Origin of the sequence: Enterococcus sp. BSD2780061688st2 D3, assembly GCF_005844145.1 — a bacterium.
Classification (GTDB): Bacteria; Bacillota; Bacilli; order Lactobacillales; family Enterococcaceae; genus Enterococcus_B; species Enterococcus_B durans.
In genome coordinates this window covers 1-22,705 of the sequence record NZ_SPHN01000001.1, presented here as the reverse complement: position 1 = coordinate 22,705, position 22,705 = coordinate 1, and the positions used below count along the sequence as shown (strand labels likewise).

Sequence of the window (22,705 nt, the reverse complement as noted above, 5' to 3'; positions counted from 1 at the left end):
TTATTCATGCTGCATCTGATAAAAATACCCCTTGTTAGCCATTAATTCTTCGTAGGTGCCAGTTTCGATGATTTTTCCTTTCTCGATCACAATGATGCGATCTGCTTCTTTGATGGTAGAAAGTCGATGGGCAACAATAAATGTGGTCGCTGCTTCGGTCAAATAATCTAGTGCGTGTTGAATCTTTTTTTCCGATTGTGTATCCAAGGCTGAAGTAGCTTCATCCAATAAAATGATTTTAGGGTTACGAATCAAGGCCCGTGCGATGGAAATCCGTTGTTTCTGGCCACCAGATAATTGACTGCCATTTTCTCCGACTAAGGTGTCCAATCCATTGGGAAGCTCTTCGATCAATGAACGTAGCTGTGCAGCTTCGATCACTGCATCTAGTTGCTGTTCTGAAATGTTCGTCAGTCCATACGTAATATTTTCTCTGATTGATGCAGAAAAAAGCAATGTCGTTTGTGGAACGACAGCTAAAAATTGCCGAACAGATCGCATATCCACTTGCGTCAACGGTTGTTCATCGAGATAGATCGTTCCTGAAGTAGGTTGGATGAAACCAATCAATAAATTCAGTAGCGTAGATTTGCCTGAGCCTGACGGTCCAACAAAGGCGATTGTTTCTCCAGGTTGGACATCTAAGGTGAAATCGTCGATGACGGGGTGTTGTTTATCTAAATAATGAAAACTGACATGATCGAAGTAAAAATGGCCGTCTATTTTTTTTATTTTCTTTTTTCCTTGATAGCGCTCTACTTCACCAGCACCCATGATTTCCCCGATAGAACTAATTGATTCCATTCCCTTTGAGATCGTTGGAACGAGGGTGATGATCCCCGAAACTGAGTTGACGACAGTTGTAAAGTAAGTTTGGTACATCACTACGTCGCCTGGTTGGATTTTTCCTTGTAGCGCTAATAGTCCAGTAAATATCAAACAGATCAATTGGAAAATTTGAAAACTAGCCCAACTCACAGAACCAAAAACCGATTGCAATATATCTAATTGGAATCCTTTTTTATAGATTTGAGAAAAATGGGTATTCAAACGTTTTGTTTCATGATCTTCTAGTGAATGAGCTCTAGCAATCGGAGCTAGTTCGATTACTTCAAACACTTTTGCTGAAGTTTCTTCCATTTCTTGACGGAATTCTGAGTTTGACCGTTTGATTTTCTTGCGGAAGAAAACAACAACTAATGCGGCAAATGGAACGGTTGCTAAAAAGAAGAGAAAAACTACTGGGCTTTTGTATAAGGTGATTCCCAGAGCTACGAATAAATTCACTGAAATATTCAATGCACTTACAAAGACTTGCGACGAGAGAGTCTGGATAGCTTCAACATCACGAATGATCTTTGATTGGATCCTCCCAGACTGCATCTCCTTCTGATAGGGGATCGATAATTCTTGGATTTTCTTGATCAATGCTCCACGGAGCCCAGCTTCTACTTGGCGAATCGAAGAGCTATGATATTTGACATGAAAGTAATTGGTCAAAATATTTTGGCCAATCAGTAAAAACATAAATAGAGCATTTACATAAATTGTATGGATCTGTGTAGTATCTCTTGATGTTGCTACATTGATCACGTTCGCAATGGCTATTGGCATGAGCCATGAAGGCAAGTGTTTGATCACAAAAAATAGACTGGATAGAGCAAAGCGTCCATAATTGCCTTGATAAAGTGTCAATAAAATATAAAATGGATTCTTTTGTTCTTTTAGATAACTCTCTTTGATATGTTCTTCCATCATTCATACCTCAGCAAATGTCGTAAAGACGTTCTAAATGGGTTACTGCCTGGACAACCGATTTTTCCGGTGTTGCTTCAAGGGTCGTATACAGCAGAGGACGGTCGTATTTTGCAAAGTGCAACAAAGGGCGGAAATCTAAACAGCCTTGGCCTACTGGGACCATCTGGATGGTTTTGTTTTTGATGATGTAGTCCTTAAGATGCAACGCTACTAAATGAGGACCAAGTTCTTCTAAGGCATTTTGAATGATTGCTTTTTGTTCTCCGTGATTTTGAGGACAAATCAAATTTGCGCAGTCTAATATGAGCTTTAGATTTGGAGAAGCCACATCATGGATCAATCTTTTAGCTAATTGATAAGAGTAGAGCGGATGATTGATGCCGGCTTCGATTGCGACGGTTACACCAAACTTTTCTGCTTCTTTGACCATTTCGATGACAGAATCTCGAGCAATTTGATACGCTTCTTCGGTAAAATTTCTTGGAGTATAGCCAGTCCCGACACTACCAGTTTCTGTAGCAATCATCTTTGCTCCATAAGCTGAGCAAAGTGAAATCTGATGTTTGAACGTAGCTAACGCTTGTTTTCGAATATGACTATCTTCACTGGAAATATTGACATAACACCCCAGTATAGAAAGTTCAATATCGTTTTTTTGGAAATAAGTGCCAAAGTGACTAGCTGTCCCTAAAGTCATGTTGCCTAACGTCAATTCTTTCGGAAACGCTTTTTGTGGTGCAAATTGGATATGAGAAAGGCGCAACTCTTGCAACTTTTGAACCAAGTTTTCTTTTGTAGTGATGGTTAAGTCATGTGCTCGAATCCCTAAATTAAGTGGGAAAATCTTAAACACCTTCTTTCAATAACTCAGCAAGCGGTAGTTGTTGTGTTTTTATTTCTTGAACGATCAAGTGTGCTATTTTTTCTGCTCCTAATGGACTGAAATGGGTATTGTCCTCCAAACCATCTGGATAATTTTTGTTTTCTTCAGGTTTTAGATGCAAATAAAATTCTTTTGTTTGTTCCTCTGTGTAGGTGTGTAAAAACTGCTGTGATAACGAAAAGATATCTAACAACGGATAATTATTTTTTTTTGCAAATTGTTTCATTGCACTAGGATATTCGCCTAAACAATCGACGTCTAACCTGCCATTGGGCAAATAATTTCGCCGAGTGACTGGAGTCAGAAAAACTGGATGGACATTTGCTTTTATGGCTGTACGGGCAAAAACCGCAAGATTCTCAATATACTCTCCGTACGGAAGGGTTCCCTTATCTGCTTGTATTTTTTGATCATTATGTCCAAATTGAATCAACAAAAAATCGCCTGGTTTAAATGTAGTAACTAGACGAGCTAAACGTCCTTCCTCAATGAAGGATTTGGTGCTCCGACCGTTCATTGCTTGATTATTGAGGGAAACAGCTGGAGTGAAATAGGAAGCAAATTTTTCTCCCCAACCGGTTTCTGGTCGTTTTTGTTCTTCTTTTATTGAGGCAGTAGAATCTCCAGCAATATGGATGGTTGGCATTTTTTCACTACTTTCTAACTGTATTTTTTTCTGAAATCTAGGGAGGAACGATACACTCATGGTAAAGGGAGTAGTTGCTAGTACGAGTGTCCTTTTTATCTATTTACGCTTTTTCTTCAAAAAGAATCGAGAGTGGGACAAAAGGAAGAAATACTTTTGTCTCATCCTTAAAAAACGAATAAATGGTGGGAGCAGAAGCAACTCCTTCTTAAATAAGCCGAAATCCACAAAATTGTGAAAAGCAATTTTCGTTCATTTCTTCTTATTTCTCGGAGTTAAACACTTCTGTCCCAGCCTCAAGCATATAATCAAAGAAATAGGGAACAGTAGACATAGCAAAAACTGTCCACTAGTGACTAATCAAAAAAACCAAAATAGTGTTGGGCATTGTGGTAGCTGATATTTTCTACAAGGTTGCCGAGTAGTTCAACATCTTCTGGCGCTTCACCGCGTTCGACCATTTCCCCGATAAATTCGCAAAGTACACGACGGAAATATTCATGCCTAGTGTACGAAAGAAAACTTCTGGAATCCGTGAGCATACCAACAAAATTACCTAAAGCACTTCCATCAGCAAATTGTGTGAGCTGTTCTCTCATCCCCGCACGCGTATCGTTGTACCACCAGCCTGATCCTAATTGTAATTTACCAGGTGCTTCTTTTTGAAAACATCCCATCAAAGCAGTGATGATCGGATAATCATTTGGATTTAATGAATAAAGGATCGTTTTAGGTAATTGATCGGTACTTTCAGCACGGTCCAATAGCTGTTGTAATGGCACAGTTAATGACAGGTCATTGATCCCATCATAGCCAGTATCTGGTCCTAATGTCTCAAACATCCGTGTATTACAGTTCCGGTAGGCATGGATATGCAGTTGCATCGTCCATTTGTAGGAATGATAGAATTGGAATAGTCGGCTTAGTGTTTCTGTACGATAAGCATCGATATCCGCTTTTTCTAATGGTTTGCCAGCCAGAGCTTTCTGGAAGATCGCTTCTAATTGCTCCTCGTCTGCCTCTGCATAACGCAATGTATCTAGCGCATGATCGGAGACACGGCAGCCATGTTGATGGAAATAATCTACTCGTTGTCCCAAAGCTTCAATAAACTGTGCGTAGGTTGTGATTGGTTGTTCCGTTTCTTCCGCTAGCGCTGTGACCCACTGCTTAAATCCTTCTTTATCGACATTCAATGCTTTGTCTGGTCTAAAAGAAGGGAGAACGCGCAATTCTGTTTCTTCTTCAGCTAATAAGCGGTGATAGTGGAGGTCATCGATGGGATCATCGGTCGTACATATAACTTTAACATGCGCATTTTTTGCAATTTCTCGTCGCTTGAATTCAGGTGTTGCTAAACATTTGTTTGCTTGATCCCAGATTTCTTGGGCATTTTCTTCGTTAACAAGGAGGTCGATATCAAAAAAACGTTTTAGTTCAAGATGGGTCCACGTATAGAGTGGATTGCCAATGATCTTTGGTACAGTTTGACACCATGCTAGAAATTTTTCGAAATCAGAAGCGTTACCAGTAATCTTTTCCTCTGGCACACCACAGGCACGCATCAGACGCCATTTGTAGTGATCGCCACCTAACCAAGCTTCGGTGATATTTTCAAAATTTTTATTCTCGTAGATTTCTTTTGGGTCTAAATGGCAATGATAATCAATGATGGGCATTTTCTTTGCATAAGAATGATACAATTTTTTTGCCCATTCATCTTTTAATAAAAAATCTTCTGATAAAAACATTTGTCGTCCTTCTTTCTTTTTTTATGATCGTAAGCTTTATAGTGTCACACCATTTTTGAAGATGGCAATTTCTCTTACATCATTCTGCTCATTTCTAGTTTCTTCACCGCTAGCAACAGCAATGATTTTTGTAATAAAGCGTTCTAAAATGCTTTCCATAGGTTCTTTCAGTAGTTCGCCAGCATTGAAATCCATCCAATGTCCTTTTCGATCGAACAATGTTGTATTCGTCGCAACTTTTAAAGTTGGCACATAAGAGCCGAAAGGAGTACCACGACCAGTTGTAAATAGGACCAACTGACAATCAGAAGAAGCAAGGGCAGAAGCAGCAACTAGGTCATTTCCAGGAGCCTGTAATAAACTAAGCCCATTTTTTCGGATCTTTTCCCCATATTGAAGAACATCTACAACTGCGGAACTTCCAGATTTTTGGGTACAGCCCAACGATTTATCCTCTAAGGTCGTTATCCCTCCGGCTTTGTTCCCTGGAGAAGGGTTTTCATAAACGGGTTCTCCATAAGAAAGAAAATACTGTTTGAAGTCATTGATCAGATGGACGATAGAGTCAAATACTTCCTCATTTTCTGCACGTGCCATCAATACTTGTTCCGCCCCAAACATCTCAGGTACTTCAGTCAGGATCGTACTGCCTCCTTGAGAGATAAGATAATCTGAAAATGCACCAAGGAGTGGATTAGCTGTAATACCTGATAGACCATCTGAACCACCACACTTCAGGCCCACGTTTAATTTATTCAAAGGAACTGTTGTGCGTTGATCCTCAGCAGCAGCTTCTAACAATTCTTCTAGTAAGGCAACACCTTGTTCAATCTCATTGTAGACTTCTTGGGCAACGAGAAATTTAACTCGGTCATCGTCATATTCTCCGAGAGTTTTCTTGAATTCTGGGACTGTATTGTTCTCGCAGCCTAATCCAAAGACGAGAACTCCGCCAGCATTCGGATGATGGACTGCATCGGCTAAGATATCTCTTGTTTGCAAGTGGTCTTTTCCTAGTTGGGAACAGCCATAGGGATGTTTTAAAATCGTTACGTGATCGAAATTCCCTAGGTCAGGATGTTTTTGCTTGAATTCTTTGACGATCAGTTCTGCAACCCCGTTTACACAACCAACTGTTGGAACGATGAACAGATCATTTCGAATGCCTACCTTTCCGTTCTTTCGGACATAACCTTGAAAAGTGCGGTTCTCAAAAGGATAGCTGATAGGGTGGACATCTTGCTGAAAATGATAAGTCAATTCACCTGAAAGATTAGTTTTCACATTATGGGTATGCAACCATTCTCCGGCTTTGACATCTGTAGTGACATGACCGATCGGATAACCATATTTAATGACATTTTCGCCTTCTTTTAAATCTACTAATGCAATTTTATGACCTTGTGGAATATCTTCCAATGTTGTGACGATTTGTTGATCTACGACAAGCTGTGTTGCTTTAGGAATAGGGGATAAGGCCACGACCACACTATCTCTTTGATTTAATTTCATGATGGGTAAAGGAGTGACAGTAGTTTCAAGCATTCATCATCGTTCCTTCCATTTCACTGACGACTTGTCGAATATCGGCAGCCTCAATTTTTTCGATCAGTGATTCGATCGTTGCTGTTAGGTTATTTATTTTAGATAAATCAGTGCCCCAGAGAGTCTCATCTTGCAATAAAGTAGCTACAGCAGTAGTTGGTTGTTCCCAAGCGGATTTAAAGCGTTCAACGATCACCGGATCATCATGAACAGTTACTTGGTCATTGCGATACATCAGTAACAAGGCAGCTAAAGAAATGCTCATAAGCGGGGGTAATTGATTTTTTTCGTCTGCATATCTTCTGAATACAGGCAACAGTCGCGTAGTGAATTTAGCGATACTATTCAATGAAATCGCTTCTAATTTATGATTAGCAAATGGGTTTAAAAAGCGTTCTTTGATTTGCTCTGCATATACGATCAATTCGCTTTCTGGTAAAGCGAGCATCGGGATCAGTTCTGTTGCAAACAATTGATCGATGTAGCCTGAAAAAAGTGGATCTTTCATCACATCTTCAACCGTTTCTAACCCAGCTAATCTAGCTACAGGGACCATAGCAGTATGCGGTCCGTTCAAAAGATGGACTTTTCGTTCACGATAAGGTGTCATATCTTCTGTAAATACAACGTTCAATCCAGCTTCAACTAATGGTAATTTTTCTTTTACTGTTTCAGGTCCTTCAATCACCCATAACATGAATGGTTCTGCTTTGACCATCAGCTGATCTTCATAACCATGTCGTTCGTTGAAGACTAAAGCTGATTCTCTTGGATAGCCAGGAACGATCCGGTCAACTAAACTGCAGCAAAATATATTTTCTTGATCGAGCCATGTGATGAATTCTGCTCCCAAATCCCACTGGTGTGCATAACGCAAGATGATTTCTTTTAATTTTTCTCCATTTCGATCAATCAACTCGCAAGGAATGATCGTCAATCCTGCTTTGCCTGCCGCAAATCTTCTATATAAGAAAGCAGTCAATTTCCCAGGGAAACTTTCTGGAGGCATATCTTGGAGTTGATCGCTTTCCAGATATTGGATACCTGCTTCTGTTGTGTTGGAGAAGATGAATTCTAAGTCCTCATTTTCAGCTAATGACAAAAAGTGGTTCCATTGTTGATAAGGATTGATCACATCATCAACCACTGTGATGACTTCTGAGGAATCGATGATTTCTCCATCCAATAATCCTTGCAAAATAACCGTGTATAAATTGTCTTGATTGTTCAGCATTTCCCCAAGCCCCATGGGTAACGGTTGGACGATTGTCACGTTTCCGCGATAAAGCTCCTGATTATTTAGTTGCTGGATCTGCCAATCAACAAAACCACGCATAAAGTTGCCTTCTCCAAATTGTAAAATTTTTGTAGGAGCATTGTTTTTTTGAACCAGTTCTTTCGTTAGTTTTTTCATTTTTTATTGTCCTTTCTGTGTTATGCACACGTTAACATTTTTATGTAAAAAAGTAGAAGATTCTACTTTTTATCTCGGGTGTATTATTTTCCGTTTGCCAAGTTTTCGTCGTATACTTTGACTGATTCTCGTATCATTAGTGTAGTTGCTAATTGGATTTTTTTATCCTCTATTATTTGATTGTTTATTCGATTTTGGAGTATCTTTGTCCCTTGTTCACACATTTCTTTTACTGGTTTGTGGACGCTTGTAAGGGGAGGAGTGAGATACGACACAACTGGCGAATCGTCAAATCCGATCAAAGAAATCGATTTGGGTACTTGCAGATTCGCAACATTGATTGCTCGCAGTGCACCGATAGCAGTATCATCATTCCCACAAAAAACCAAGGTTGGTCGTTCGGGAAGTGCAAGTAACCGATTCATATTTTGCCAGCCGCTCTCTAAGCTGTAGTCCCCGTTTAAAAACAAAGATTCGTCGATTGGGAGGTTCGCTTTTTTTAAACTATGCAACACCCCTTTTTTTCGTTCATTCGTTGAATGGAAATTTTCTGAGCCGCCAATGTACGCAATTCTTTTATGTCCTAAGCGGATCGCGTAGTCGACTGCTTGAGAAACGCCTGCAGAGTCGTCAGCGACTACATTGAGAATTTCTGGATCTTTTACATGTCGGTTGATCACGATAAAAGGGAAATTTTTATTTTTCAGATAATCGATCAACGGTTGATCTTCGTCACTTTGACTCAGAATGATCACTCCATCATAGCGTTGCAGATTGATTTCAGAAAGAACCAACGTATCAATACTTTCGACCGATAAACTATAATTTTTATCTAAAGCTTGGCGGACACCAGAAATCGCCTCTGCTAAAAAGCTTGAGCTTGTTCCTTTTTGAAGGCTGGAGAAGAATAAGCCAATCAAATATTTTTTTTGATTGACGAGCCCTTTTGCACTGAAGTTTGGTACATAGTTCAGCTCTGCCGCAATCGCTCGGATTTTTTCTTTTGTTTCTTCTTTTATCAAACGGCTGTCATTTAATGCGCGAGAGACAGTCGTGTGGGAAACTCCCGCTGTTTTTGCAATATCTTTGATAGTTACCATGGAATCATTACTTTCATTATCGACTTTTGTTAACGCATTCATCATATTATGTTAAGGGTAATAAGTCAATAGAGCCTTGGTAATAGTATGTTGCACACGTTAAAAATTTATTTGGATATTCCATTTGAGATATGCTATTCTAATAGAAGAAGATACTCATCTGATTAGATGAGTATCAATTTTACATAAAATGTAAGCCTTTTATTTCTTAGAAAAAGAGGGAGAAAATGAAGAAAAGTACATTATTTTATAAGATTTTTTTACCGATATTTTTACTAGGTACGTTTTTAGTGTTAGGGTTTAGTCTATTTATTTATAAAACGACTTATGAATCGATCGAGACAAATTATTTATCTGATAAAGAAAGCTTACTCAGACAAATCAAAACGAATATTGAATGGAAAATCCGTACCATTGAGTATTCTTTCTCGACCTATGGCTCGACAAAAAATTTTTCGGATATTTTTACAAAGCCTCTTTCCTATAAGGAATACCCTGTCTATTCTGAAGTACGAAAAGAATTGAATTTTATTGAAACGATCGTGATGGATGATAATACCTATGATCTGATCAGTTTAAAAGGAAAATGGGGAGTAATCAATGGTTCGTTAAGTCAGCTTTCAGAGGAAGAAATCAGCAATTATCGAAATAAATACATAAATAATAATAATAATTTATTCTGGAAAAAACAGCCTAAGGGAATTGAAATGATCATTGCATTACCAATGTTTGTCCAAGATAAATATGCACTGGGAATTGCGTCGATCGACAATTATACACTCAATAAAACCATTGAGCAAAGTGGTGATGATGTCCTCAAGATCGAAAATGATCAAGGGATACTATTTAATGAAGAGCATTCTTCCCAAAATGATCTACCGTATCAAAAACTAGACGATTTACTTGAATACAATAAGACAAAGGTACTGCATCAAGACGGAAGAAACTATGTTTTACTGAAATCAGACTACAATAATTGGATATATAGTTTAGAAGTCGACCAAAGTACTGTCGGAACAATGATCAGAAATCTAAGAATCGGTTTGCTTACCGTTTCTATGACCTTAGTTGGTTTGGTTTGCTTCTTGTCTTATTCTTTTTCAGAGCGATTTTCTCGGCCGATTTCTCAAATCCAAGAGCGGTTGAATCTCAAATCTCAAGGGTTCAACCAAAAAGAATTAGATGATGTAGCCCATTCAGTCAGTCAAATCATTGGTGAGAATGAGTCATTAAGCGCAAATCTAGTGACACAAAAACCACAACTTGAAACGTTGTTCGTTCTTAGTTTATTCCGAAATCGAGTAGAAAAACGGGAGTTGGCGCAGCGACTCCAGCAATTTGGTTACAGTGCAGAGGATGAATGTTATTACACGGCACTTGTTCAAATCGATCTATTAGAAGATAGCCATGGCGGTGAACGTGACCTATTGCTTTTAGCAATCAATAATATGATTGCGGAAATCGTTCCAAAAGAAAATCGAATGATCCCAATAGTATTGAACGAAGAAATGCAAGCAACGATCTATCGAATGAAAAAGGGACACACTGAAGCAAGAAAAGAAGTGATGGCTTATTGTCGCCAGATCCAAAAGGCGATTAAAGAGTACTTGAATTTGACGGTAAGCATCGGTGTCAGTGAACAATTTGAAACGTTAAATGAAAGTAAACAATCCGTTGACCGTGCAAAAGAAGCACTTTATTATCGGGTAAACACAGGACCAAATTCAATTATTTTTTATCAGGAAATCGTGTCTGCTGATCATGAAAAAACATTGATCCGCTATCCGGTAGAAAAACAAAACCGCTTATTTGAAGCCATTCGGTCAGGTGAGCAGGAAATCGAAGAACCTTTGCATGCACTAATAGTAGAAATGTTTAAGCAAAATAAAAATCCTCTAAGTAGAGAGGTTGTAGTCATCCGCTTGATCAATGAGTTAGTTCAATTAGGACAATTATTGGGTGTAGATACAACTGATTTTGAAGATTTAAAACAACTCTATATAAAAGTCCTAAATACTTATCATCCCAAAGAATTAGAAAAAGTAGTACTAAATCAATTAGTTATACCGATCACACGAGGATCTCAAGAAATCACTGAGCAAGAGTTCAAGACGCTCTCAGAAAATATCATCCATATCATCTATAATGAGTATGATCAAGACTTGTCTTTGGATGTTATCGCAGATCGCTTGCACTACAATCCAAATTATTTAAGTAGCGTATTTAAAAAAGAAACTGGCGAAAATTTCGGCGATTTTGTTCAAAATCATCGATTAGAAGTCGCGAAACAGTGGTTGCGGGAAACGAATTTTTCGGTAAAAGAAATCGCAGAGCGGTTACGGTATCGCAATCCACAGAATTTTATTCGTTTCTTTAAAAAGAAAGAGCAGATCACCCCTGGAGAATATCGTAAGAAGAGCAGCTGATGATTCCTTGTAAGAATATGGATGGGAGGCTGGGACAGAAGTGTTTTTTACTTTTGTCCCACGCTCTTGCTCAAAAAAGCCGTATCATCTCGAAAATAAGTACTTCGAGTGATACGGCTTTTTAGTGGCTTGAATGAAGAGCCTCGTCCATACTAGCTTTATTTTTGTAAAATCAACCTTTGACAGAACCGACCAAGGCACCTTTTACAAAATATTTTTGAACAAATGGATAGGCAATCAACATAGGAACAGTTGCAATAACGATAACAGCCATTTTGATTGTCTGAGCCGGCGGGACAATGTCAACAGCGCTGCTTTCCGCTTGCATCCCGCTTGAAACGATAACGATCTGACGAAGTAAGATTTGGATCGGCCATTTCGCAGAATCATTGATATACAAGATTGCTGTCATGTACGTATTCCAATAAGTAACTGCGTAGAATAAAGAAATCGTTGCGATAGATGGTAAAGCTAAAGGCAACATGATTTTGAAGAATACACCAAAATCAGTACAACCATCCATTTTGGCTGATTCTTCTAAACTATCAGGTAGTGCTTGGAAGAAGTTTCTCATAATGATCATGTTCATCGCATTGACAGTCACTGGTAGGATCATGGCCCAGTAAGAATTGACTAGCCCAAGTGATCGGACAACTAAGAATGTAGGAATCATCCCGCCGCTAAACAACATTGAGAATACAACCATAAAGTTGACGAATCCTCTACCAAATAAATATCTTCTTGATAAACCATAAGCCATCAATGAGGTAACACACATACTCACGATAGTTCCAATACCTGTGACACCAATTGACACGCCTAACGCTTTAAAAATAGTTGGTGTAGACAAAATGTACCGATAGGCATCCAATGAGAAGGTCGTGGGAAATAAGATGAATTTTTTCTCAACGACCTCTTGGGTGGAAGCAAATGAGGTAGCAATGATGTTTAAGAATGGCACGATACAGATTAAAGCAAGTAAGATTAAAAAGGTATTATTAAAAATGTTAAAACTTCTTTCTCCAATTGAGACTTTCTTTTTCATAATCGTAGAATGTCCTCCTTTAATAAATAAAATATTTGTATACGCTTAATTTATCATTTGGATAAAATTACGTACATAATCATTTTTTTGGTAGTCTGAAAAGGGGAGAAAAAGAACAAATAAGAAAAAATGCAAAGTATCATTAATTGTGAAAAGATTCATTAGTTGTAGCGTAAAGCGCCTCTTTGAAAGCGTTTTACATACAGTGAAAATGATTATATACGTAATTAAATGGATTCTTTATGATAATACCATAAGCTAAAAATCACAAAACAAGGAGGGGCTTATGGAAAGTGTAAAAAAACCAGAAACGTTTCAATTGGCACTATCTAAACAAGAAGAAAAAATACGAAAGCGAAGAAAGACGATTGCAGGAATCAAAACAAATAAACTTTTGTATTTGATGATTTTACCTGGAATACTGTACTTTGTGATCTTTAAGTATTTGCCGATGGGGGGGCTAGTCATTGCGTTTCAAGACTACCAACCATACCTTGGTATTTTAGGTAGTCCATGGGTAGGGTTCAAACATTTTATTCGTTTATTTACAGAACCGACATTTTTTACTTTATTAAGAAACACGTTGATTTTATTCGGACTGAATATTTTTGTTTTTTTCCCGATGCCGATTGTTCTATCTCTTCTATTAAATGAAGTGACAAACAAACGCTTGAAAAATGGGATTCAAACGATCATCTACATTCCTCATTTTATGTCTTGGGTAATCATCGTATCGATCACGTATGTTTTCTTAAATGTGGACGGCGGGGTATTGAATGAACTTTTTGCCAATGTAGGTTTGGGTAAAATCAGCTTTTTGACTTCGCCGGATTGGACAAGAACTGTTTATATCGGTCAAGTAATCTGGAAAGAGTTAGGATGGTCGACAATCATTTATTTATCTGCCATCACAGCAGTCGATACACAATTATATGAAGCAGCTGAAATGGATGGAGCTGGACGTTTACGAAAGACATGGCATGTCACGTTGCCAGCCATCAGACCGGTGATCATCACCTTATTGATTTTAAAAATCGGACAGACACTGGACTTAGGATTTGAACATATGTATCTATTGTTAAATTCATTAAATCGTAGCGTAGCAGAAATTTTTGACACGTATATCTATACCGCAGGATTAAAAAATGGACAGTTGAGTTTTAGTACGTCGATGGGCCTATTCAAAGGTGTAGTTGGCCTGTTCATGGTAGTGATTGCGAACAAGATTGCCAAGAAACTAGGAGAAGATGGTGTGTATTAAACACAGGAAGGAGTGAAAGACATGCTGCAATCATTGGATAAGATAAATGGTCGTTTGAACCGTTTATTGCAGTTAGTGTATTTGAATTTTTTATGGGGCGGTTTGGTCATTGCAGGCCTGGGGATTTTTACCTTGGGACCAGCAACTTATGCAATGGTCGCAGTGATTCGTCAATTATTACGCTCTAAAGAATCATTTCCAGTAACACGAACCTATTTCAACTATTTTAAAGAAGGTTATCGCGAAGCATTGATAATGAGCTGGATCTATAGCATCATCGGCGGGATACTGTTTGTTGATCTGCTATTTGTACAGAATTGGTATTTGCGGATTGCACTATTTGTCATTGTATTTTTTTACTTGCTTTCGGCAATCTACATCTATCCAATCATGGCTCATTATGAATGGAAAGGGTACTTTTTCAAAATGAAAATGGCATTTTTGTTCGGCTTTTCCCACTTGCACTATTCACTTGTTTTAATGGTAGTTGTAGGAAGTGTTTATTTGCTCCTGATACAAGCAATACCGGGTGTTTTAACTTTTATTGGTGGTAGCTTCTTCTTTTTCGCGATTACTTGGACAGCCAACCAAATCTTTTATCGTCTGGAATTGAAGAACTCATATATAGAAAAAACAGAAAATGACAAAAAAATACTAACAATAGTGAAGGAGAAAATTTATGAAAAAAGCAACGCTCGTAAAATTAGGTCTTAGTTTCGCCGGGATACTCGCATTAGCAGCATGTGGTAGTAGCTCAACAAAAAGTGCATCAGAAACAGAAGATGGGAAAACGAAAGTCACTTGGTTGAATGTACTGCACACAGCTTCTCCACCAACTGATAAAATCGTTGATCTGATCGAAGAAAAAACAGATACAGAAATTACGTTCAACTGGATACCTGATGCTTCGAAAGAGGAACGCCTAACTACAGCTTTAGCTTCAAATGAACTGGGCGATATCGTTACATTGCAAATCGCTATGCTGAAGAATTCCTCTGTACGTAACGCACTAAAATCAGGCGTTTTCTGGGATGTTTCTGATTATATTTCTGATTATAAAAATTTAAGTAAAATATCTGAAGACCGAGTAAATGCTGCCAGCATCGATGGAGCTTTGTATGGTGTACCTTTACAAAAAGATTATGCACGTGCTGGTTTAGTTATCCGTAAAGACTGGTTAGATAATTTGGGATTAGACGTTCCGACAACGACAGAAGAATTATATGAAGTAGCGAAACAATTTACAGAAAACGACCCAGATGGTAACGGTGTTGCTGATACTGTAGGGTTTGGGGATCGTGCACCAAGTGATATCCGTTATACTAGCTTCAAATTATTTACTTCTTATTTTGGAGCGCCAAATGGCTGGGCTGTTGATGATAAAGGAAAATTCACACCAGAATTTGATACAGAAGAATATATGAAAGCAATGAACTATTCAAGAGATCTATATAAAAACGGCTATCTTGCTCAAGATTTTGCGGTAACGCAAAAGACTGACCAACAAGAGCAATTTGCACAAGGTAAAACAGGGATTTACACTGGAATGATCGACATCAAAAACTTGAAGAAAATGGGTCAAGGCATTCAAGAAGGAATGGAATTAGTACCAGTAAATAAAATCTCTGATGGTAAAGACGGCGACTATCATGTATGGTCTGAAGGAAACGGTGTAGGTGGATTGTTGGCATTCCCTAAATCTTCTGTAAAAGATGAAGCACATCTGAAAAAATTATTGAAATTCGTAGATGATCTATTGGAAGAAGATGTGTACAAGTTGATGACTGGTGGGATCGAAGGAACGCATTATGAACTTCAAGATGATGGCGCGATCAATTTTATCGACATGGATCTATGGCAACAAGATGTGCAACCGTTATCAAGTTCAAGACCAAGTGAAATCACATTCTCATTCAAAGATGCTGATCCTGAAAAAGAGTTATCGAATCAGTTAGTTGAAGAAAATACAAAATTTGCTGTTCTTGATCCAACAGTACCTTTAGATTCAGAAAAAAATAATGAAGTTGGTTCAGAAATCCAAAAAATCGTAGTCGATGCCACTGTGCAATATATCATGGGTCAAACGGATGAAGCTGGGTTCAAAAAAGCCGTAGCTGATTGGAAAGCACAAGGTGGAGATCAAATTACGAAAGAATATGAAGCCGCATACAAAGCAGCGCAAAAGTAAGACTAGGATAGAAACAATATGAAAAATTCTTAATTGCGTTGAATGAGCGTGAGGCAAAAGTAAGAAACACTTTTGTCTCACGCTCTAAATACGAATAAATGGCAGAAATAGAAACAGCTCCTTGGAAAATAAGCCGAAGTTCAGAAGAATTTGCATAGTGATCTTTCTGAATATCTTCTTATTTAACGGAGCCAAATCCTTCTTTTCTAGTCTCTAGTTTTTTTAATTGAACGATAAAGGAGAAAAAATAGTGGAAAAATTGTCACAAAAATTAGCGCAAAGTATCATGGAACGAACACCTCGTTTATATGAAGAAAAATGGTACAAAGGGAAATGGTCGTATGACTATGGTGTTGTCTTAAAAGGATTTCAATTATTATGGAAGAAAACGAAGGAACAGAAATATTTTGATTTCATCAAAACGAATATCGATTATTTTGTTCAAGAGGATGGATCTATTCGTGGCTATAGCGTGAAAGAATTCAATATTGATCATGTGAACACAGGAAAATTGTTCTTTCTACTTTATCAAGAAACTGGTGAAGTGAAGTATAAAAAAGCTGCGGAATTATTGATGCAACAGTTGGACAATCATCCACGGACATCGGAAGGTGCGTTTTGGCACAAAGAAATCTATCCGTACCAAATCTGGTTAGATGGATTGTACATGGGGGCACCTTTTTATGCAGAATTCATCCATCAGTTTGCGGAAGAGAAAGAGTATCAAGATGTATTACAACAATTTGAAATCAGCTATAAACATTTATTCGATGCTAAGACAAAGTTGTTGATCCATGCATGGGATGAGAAAAAAGTCCAACCTTGGGCGGACCCAGAGACAGGTTTGTCACACCATTTTTGGAGTCGATCAATTGGTTGGTACTTGATGGCAGCTGCTGATACGTATGAACTTTTACATGAAGAAATCGATTGTTCATTACTGAAAGAGATCTTAGTTACAACGCTACAAGCATTATTACCTTACCAAGAAACGAATAGTGGAACGTGGTATCAAGTAACGACTGAAACCCAGCGTAAAGGAAATTATTTGGAGGCATCAGGAAGTAGCATGTTCGTCTATGCAATGGCGAAAGCAGTCCGTCTAGGCATTTTAAAGAAAGAAGAATGGTACGACCAAATCAAGAAATCACATCAAGGGTTACTTGATGAGTTTGTATTAGAAACAAAAGAAGGATGGCTTAACCTAAATAAGAATTGCCAAGTCGCTGGTCTTGGAGGTGCTGATCAAAGAGATGGTTCTTATGCTTACTACATCAGTGAACCAATTATTTGTAATGATCAGAAAGGTGTCGGTGCTTTTCTACAAGCATTGATTGAAGTGGAGGAATTGTAATGTATGACATTCTAGAATTTGGGGCATCTACAGAAAAAATGAATACCGAAGCCATTCAACAGGCAATTGATCAAGCAAATAAAAATGGTGGCGGTTGTGTGTTCATACCGACAGGCGAATTTTTAACTGGGGCATTATTTTTGAAAAGTAACGTCGAATTGCACTTGTCAGCTGGAGCCGTACTGAAATTTTCAGACGATCCGAATGATTACCCAGTTGTTTCCTCTCGATGGGAAGGGGTGCATCAAAAAGTTTATGCTTCTTGTATTTACGCTGAAGGACAAACGAATATTTCGGTAACCGGATTTGGAAAATTAGATGGTAATGGAAAGAAGTGGTGGGATACTTTTAGAAATGATCGACAGAATTTGGCATATCCCCGTCCTAAGTTGATCAGTTTCCACCATTGTCAACGTATTACTGTTAAAGATATCCAACTTATCAATTCCCCTAGTTGGACAATCAATCCAATTTTATGTGAGAATCTTACCTTTGACAATCTGACTATTTTGAATCCAGCTGATTCTCCAAATACAGATGGAATTGATCCAGAATCTTGCAAGAACATCCGGATCAGTAATTGCCATATCGATGTGGGAGATGATTGCATCGCTATCAAATCTGGCACGGAAGACACTAGTGAAAAAGTTGCGTGTGAAAATATCACGATTGTCAATTGCACGATGGTCCATGGTCATGGTGCAGTGGTATTAGGGAGTGAAATGAGTGGAGATATTCGAAACGTAGTCATCTCGAATTGCGTATTTCAAGAAACAGACCGAGGAATCCGACTGAAATCGAGACGTGGTCGTGGTGGTATCGTGGAAGATGTGCGTATCAATAATATTGTCATGGACCAAGTGATGTGTCCGTTCATCTTGAATCTGTATTACTTCTGTGGGCCTCGCGGTAAGGAACCATATGTTTGGGAAAAAATACTTTATCCAATTGATGAACGTACGCCGAAATTTCGCAGAATCCATTTTTCCGATATTACAGCAAGAAATGTTCATGCATCAGCAGGATTTATTTATGGATTGGCAGAGCAGTTTATTCAAGAAATCACCTTTGATCGCATTGCTATTTCAATGGCAGAAGAGGCGATTTCGGGAGTGCCAGCAATGATGACCGGGTTAAGTGAGATGAGTAAACAAGGATTTTACCTAGGGTTTGCAAAACAAGTGACATTCAACCAGATTTCTATAGAAAATCACGATGGGCCGGCTTTTGTGTTAGAAAATACGGAACAAATAGAAATTTCTGGATTGCATTCTACACAATCAGACGATCCGGAAGAATTGATCGTGAAAAAGCAGTTTTCTTATGAAGCTAATTGAGTTATTAGGTATATCTTCGTTCCCAAAAAAACCGCAAGGAAAAAAACTGACTCGTCGGAAGCAAGATGGGTATGTAGTTGAATGTTATCAACTAGAATTGAATGAATTGGAAACGGTACCTGCGATTTTTGCATTTCCAGATAAATCGGGGCCGTTTCCAACGGTGATCTACCTTCATTCACACGGCGGTGATTTTACTAAAGGTAAAAGCGAGTTGCTGTATGGTGAAAAATACCTTGCATCCCCTTCTTTTGCAAAGGAATTAACAGACATGGGGTACGCCGTTTGGGCAATTGATGCTTGGGGATTTGAAGAACGTGGAGGAATTTCAGAAAGTGAATTATATAAGCGTTTTTTGTTAACTGGTAAAACATTATGGGGCATGAGGATCTTTGATGTCATCAGTTTGATCAACTATTTAGCGACAAGAGAGGATGTTGATATAAATAGATTAGCGACCATCGGGATGTCTATGGGAGGTTTAATGAGCTGGTGGACGAGTGCGTTAGATGACAGAGTGAAGGTGTGCATTGATCTAGCGGCACAAGTGGATATCGAAACGTTACTCGAACATCGTCGACTTGATCATCATGGCTTTTATTATTACGTACCTAATTTACTAACAGAATATTCAACTTTAGAAATACAAGAGCGGATTGCACCAAGACATAGGCTGAGTCTAGTGGGGAAAAACGATACGATGTGCTTAGATGAAGGTGTTGTAAAATTACGACAAGGATTGAATGAAAAATACGAACGACTTGGTTATCCTGAAAAATTCGTTTCCCAATCAGTTACTGGTGGTCACATGGAAACCCAGGAAATGAGAAAAATATGGAGAGATTTTCTAAAGGAGCGGTTGTAGTATGAAAATTGAAAAATGGGTCAGCAAGAAAAGTGAGAAAAATCCCGCGGCTTTTTCAACGATTCAAGAAGGAGTCGCCTATATGGCGAAACAGCCAAACGAAACTAAGAAAGTTTTGTATATCGAAGAAGGAGTGTATCTGGAAAACGTTGCGTGTCGCTTAGCTAATTTTACTATGAGTGGTCATGGAAATGTTGAGATACGAGGAAATCATTACGCTAAGCAGAAATTATCTGATGACTCTGAACGGGGAACTTTTCGAACAAGTACTGTTTTAATAGAAGGAAATAGCATCACTTTAGAGAACTTAACCATTTCAAACACGGCTGGTCCTGGCGAAAAGGTGGGACAAGCAGTGGCGTTATTCAATATGGGTCATCAAACAGTGGTTAAAAATTGTCGTTTGAGTGGCTACCAGGATACACTTTGCACTGGTCCATTACCTCTGCTTCAAAAAGATGGTACTCCTTTCGTTACACCGGCAGATGACGTGCATCGTTTTTGTAGACAATTATACGAAGATTGTTGGATCGAAGGGACGATCGATTTCATTTTCGGTGGAGCACAAGCTGACTTTATTCATTGTACGATCCATAGCCGTCAGAGTAACAATGTTGGGTATATTACAGCCGCCTCCACTCCTCAAGATCAAGAAAACGGCTATCACTTTAAAAATTGCGTAGTAACGGCAGATGAAAATACAGCGCCAGTTTATCTAGGCCGTCCATGGCGTCCCTTTGCTAAGGTCGTTTTTGAAAGTTGTAAGATGGCGAACCATATCCATCCAGCAGGTTGGGACAATTGGCAAAATAAAGAGAATGAAAAGAGTGCTTACTTTTTTGAACGGAACAATTGGTATCCAGGAACGGTAATAAGACCATCTTGGATACACTTTGAAAGGAGGGAATAAGATGAAAAGAAAGTGGGAAGCAATAGTAGGTATAATTGGCGGGATACTGGCGCTAGTCTTTTTTGGCGGTTTAGCAGTAACACTGAAAAAAATGTCCATAAAAGATTTTGAAACAAGTTATCAGGCATTGAAACTGGAAAAAACAGGAACGCTGGACAATACATTTCATTTATTACAGGATATGACGGGGCTGTTCGCCATCACCTTATTTATTTCATTGATTTTTCTTGTAGTCGCTGTATTCTTTTCAATAAAAGAAAAATATTTGATCATCGCTGCTAGTTTATACCTTGTTGCAGGATTGATATTATTACTGGGTACGCAATTTATTGCTTTTCCATTTACCTTCTTCTATTTTATGGCTGCTGTTTTAACAGTCTATCGAATCAAGATCAAGAAAGGACAAGTGGGGAATGTATGAAGTAAAAGTTGAAAATCCTATTTTAAGAGGATTTAATCCAGATCCTAATATTTTGAGGGTCAATGATATGTATTACATTGTTGTCTCTTCATTTGAGTGGTTGCCAGGTGCAAGAGTTTATGGATCTACAGATTTAGTCAATTGGCATTATGTAACAGATATCTTGCACCACCAAGTAGATTTAAAGGGGAATCCAACGAACGGCAGCATCTGGGCTCCGCAACTTAGTTATGCTGATGGACAATTCTACTTTGTTTTTACAGATGTAAAAAGTGTTGCTCGCCCTTTTAAAGATGCGCATAATTATTTGATGACAGCAAAAGATATCAATGGACCATGGACTGATCCAATTTATTTAAATAGCAGTGGTTTTGATCCTTCCTTGTTTCATGACATACACACAGGAAAAAAATGGCTCTTAAATGAACAGTGGGATTATCGGATAGAAACTCCTAATAAATCAGCAGGAATTGTTTTGCAAGAATATGATCCTAAAGAAGAGACGCTAATAGGCGAAATCTACCCAATATTTTCTGGTACTGTTCTTGCAAAAACAGAAGCACCACATTTGTATTTTGTAAATGGCTATTATTACTTATTAACGGCGGAAGGTGGAACGGGAAGAGGGCATTCGGTTACTGTCTGTCGGAGTAAAGCAATAACCGGTCCTTATGAACTAGCCCCCAACTCACCAATATTAACAGCAAGTGATAAACCGGATTCTTCTCTACAGTGCACAGGTCATGGTAGTTTAGTCCAAACGGAGAATGGACAGTGGTATATGGCCTATCTCTGTACAAGACCTCTAAAAGATGCAGCGATTTTAGGGCGGGAAACAGCTATTCAGGAGGTATATTGGACAGAGGATCACTGGTTGAGTCTAAAGAGTGAGGGAAATTCACCACAAAAAAATACGACAGTTCAGACAGTAGAGAAAGTCGAACAACAGGTAAATCATCATTTTTTGGATACTTTTGAACGAGGTATCAGTCCGATATGGAATACCCGTCGCATTCTACCAGAACGTACATGGTGTGATGTAAATAGTCGTCAGGGCTACTTGAGAATCCATGCTGGAGAATCGATCCAATCTACATTTGATCATCATTTGCTTGCTATACGTCAAACAGATTTTTCTTTTGAAGTGACTACCTCATTTGAGTATGAACCAACACACTTTAACCAGATGGCTGGATTAACATTGTATCTTAATGAAGAAAATTATTACTATTGCTATGTTACTTGGGATGAAACGGTAGGGAAATGCTTGCGTATGATCCAATCAGTGAAAGGAGAAGTGTATTTAGATACTTGGGCAATTCCTTTACATGGAGAGCAAGTCTATTTAAAAGTTGATGTGAAGGATACTCAGGCTTTTTTCCAAGTGAAGGAAAAAAAGAATGAACGGTGGGAAGTGGTAGGATCTGCAAAAGACGTGACCACTTTATCTGGAGGCTTTACAGGGAACTTTGTTGGAGTTGGGGTCCATGATCTCAATAAAAAGAAAGGCAGCTACGCAGATTTTTCTTTTTTTGAATACAAAGGTAGAGATTAAAAGAATAAGAAGAAAAAAATAAGGTCTAGCTAAAATTTATTTTTAACTTGACCTTTTATTTTTTTAATGGTAAAGTAAACAACGTTGTTGAAACGTGAAAACTTCAATGAAATTTATTTAGAAAAATTCATTGACAAACATAAAAACACGTGATAAGATAACTAAGTCTTTTGAAAAGAACCTATTGAAAAGCTTGATCTAATCAAGAAAAACTTCAAAAAAGTTCTTGACAAATAACAAAAGATA

18 protein-coding genes are annotated in these 22,705 nt (G+C 38.3%); 10 read left to right on the top strand and 8 right to left on the bottom strand.

The window, feature by feature from the left end:
* The 7 genes from FGQ66_RS00095 to FGQ66_RS00060 form a co-directional block, all read right to left on the bottom strand.
* Entirely contained in the window at positions 1 to 1,755 is a 1,755-nt protein-coding gene (locus tag FGQ66_RS00095; protein ID WP_113845233.1) for an ABC transporter ATP-binding protein, read from the bottom strand.
* A gap of 10 nt (positions 1,756 to 1,765) precedes the next feature.
* Positions 1,766 to 2,602 carry a sugar phosphate isomerase/epimerase family protein gene (locus FGQ66_RS00090; RefSeq protein ID WP_171024546.1) on the bottom strand — a complete coding sequence of 279 codons (837 nt, stop codon included), beginning with the start codon at positions 2,600 to 2,602 and terminating at the stop codon, positions 1,766 to 1,768.
* A 1-nt stretch (position 2,603) separates the two neighbouring features.
* Positions 2,604 to 3,287: a rhamnogalacturonan acetylesterase gene (locus tag FGQ66_RS00085; protein WP_138301337.1), complete on the bottom strand. Its 684-nt coding sequence runs from the start codon at positions 3,285 to 3,287 to the stop codon at positions 2,604 to 2,606.
* Positions 3,288 to 3,643: 356 nt separating this feature from the next.
* Positions 3,644 to 5,038 (bottom strand): glucuronate isomerase, encoded by a 1,395-nt coding sequence (gene uxaC, locus FGQ66_RS00075; protein ID WP_113845236.1) that lies wholly within the window; start codon positions 5,036 to 5,038, stop codon positions 3,644 to 3,646.
* A gap of 36 nt (positions 5,039 to 5,074) precedes the next feature.
* The gene (locus tag FGQ66_RS00070) at positions 5,075 to 6,583 is read right to left on the bottom strand and encodes a UxaA family hydrolase (protein WP_113845237.1); all 1,509 of its coding nucleotides are present in this window, start codon (positions 6,581 to 6,583) and stop codon (positions 5,075 to 5,077) included.
* Complete coding sequence (locus tag FGQ66_RS00065) at positions 6,576 to 7,997, bottom strand: tagaturonate reductase (RefSeq protein WP_113845238.1); 1,422 nt, start codon at positions 7,995 to 7,997, stop codon at positions 6,576 to 6,578. The genes FGQ66_RS00070 and FGQ66_RS00065 overlap by 8 nt, the downstream gene beginning before the upstream one ends.
* Before the next feature lie 83 nt (positions 7,998 to 8,080).
* Positions 8,081 to 9,097 (bottom strand): LacI family DNA-binding transcriptional regulator, encoded by a 1,017-nt coding sequence (locus tag FGQ66_RS00060; protein ID WP_005876088.1) that lies wholly within the window; start codon positions 9,095 to 9,097, stop codon positions 8,081 to 8,083.
* A gap of 227 nt (positions 9,098 to 9,324) precedes the next feature.
* Between FGQ66_RS00060 and FGQ66_RS00055 the strand changes: the two genes are divergently transcribed.
* The gene (locus FGQ66_RS00055; protein ID WP_113845239.1) at positions 9,325 to 11,523 is read left to right on the top strand and encodes a helix-turn-helix domain-containing protein; all 2,199 of its coding nucleotides are present in this window, start codon (positions 9,325 to 9,327) and stop codon (positions 11,521 to 11,523) included.
* A gap of 172 nt (positions 11,524 to 11,695) precedes the next feature.
* Here the strand turns inward: FGQ66_RS00055 and FGQ66_RS00050 are convergent, their stop codons facing one another.
* Positions 11,696 to 12,568, bottom strand: coding sequence for a carbohydrate ABC transporter permease (locus FGQ66_RS00050; RefSeq protein ID WP_138301336.1), 873 nt, complete (start codon positions 12,566 to 12,568; stop codon positions 11,696 to 11,698).
* A 286-nt stretch (positions 12,569 to 12,854) separates the two neighbouring features.
* On the opposite strand from FGQ66_RS00050, the gene FGQ66_RS00045 reads away from it, so the two are divergent.
* From FGQ66_RS00045 to FGQ66_RS00005, 9 genes are all read left to right on the top strand, one after another.
* The gene (locus FGQ66_RS00045) at positions 12,855 to 13,829 is read left to right on the top strand and encodes an ABC transporter permease (RefSeq protein ID WP_081134616.1); all 975 of its coding nucleotides are present in this window, start codon (positions 12,855 to 12,857) and stop codon (positions 13,827 to 13,829) included.
* Between the two features lie 21 nt (positions 13,830 to 13,850).
* Positions 13,851 to 14,543, top strand: coding sequence for a YesL family protein (locus FGQ66_RS00040; RefSeq protein ID WP_113845240.1), 693 nt, complete (start codon positions 13,851 to 13,853; stop codon positions 14,541 to 14,543).
* Positions 14,509 to 16,017: an extracellular solute-binding protein gene (locus FGQ66_RS00035; RefSeq protein WP_138301335.1), complete on the top strand. Its 1,509-nt coding sequence runs from the start codon at positions 14,509 to 14,511 to the stop codon at positions 16,015 to 16,017. Before FGQ66_RS00040 ends, FGQ66_RS00035 begins: the two co-directional genes overlap by 35 nt.
* 250 nt (positions 16,018 to 16,267) lie before the next feature.
* Positions 16,268 to 17,371, top strand: a complete 1,104-nt coding sequence (locus FGQ66_RS00030; protein WP_113845241.1) for a glycoside hydrolase family 88/105 protein — start codon at positions 16,268 to 16,270, stop codon at positions 17,369 to 17,371.
* Positions 17,371 to 18,708: a glycoside hydrolase family 28 protein gene (locus tag FGQ66_RS00025; protein ID WP_113845242.1), complete on the top strand. Its 1,338-nt coding sequence runs from the start codon at positions 17,371 to 17,373 to the stop codon at positions 18,706 to 18,708. The genes FGQ66_RS00030 and FGQ66_RS00025 overlap by 1 nt, the downstream gene beginning before the upstream one ends.
* A complete protein-coding gene (locus FGQ66_RS00020; RefSeq protein WP_113845243.1) occupies positions 18,695 to 19,573 on the top strand; it encodes an alpha/beta hydrolase family protein in 879 nt (292 codons plus the stop codon). Before FGQ66_RS00025 ends, FGQ66_RS00020 begins: the two co-directional genes overlap by 14 nt.
* 1 nt (position 19,574) lies before the next feature.
* Positions 19,575 to 20,483 (top strand): pectinesterase family protein, encoded by a 909-nt coding sequence (locus tag FGQ66_RS00015; RefSeq protein WP_081134604.1) that lies wholly within the window; start codon positions 19,575 to 19,577, stop codon positions 20,481 to 20,483.
* A gap of 1 nt (position 20,484) precedes the next feature.
* The gene (locus FGQ66_RS00010) at positions 20,485 to 20,904 is read left to right on the top strand and encodes a DUF4064 domain-containing protein (protein ID WP_113845244.1); all 420 of its coding nucleotides are present in this window, start codon (positions 20,485 to 20,487) and stop codon (positions 20,902 to 20,904) included.
* Positions 20,897 to 22,459, top strand: a complete 1,563-nt coding sequence (locus FGQ66_RS00005) for a glycoside hydrolase family 43 protein (RefSeq protein WP_113845245.1) — start codon at positions 20,897 to 20,899, stop codon at positions 22,457 to 22,459. The genes FGQ66_RS00010 and FGQ66_RS00005 overlap by 8 nt, the downstream gene beginning before the upstream one ends.
* Positions 22,460 to 22,705: the final 246 nt, after the last annotated feature.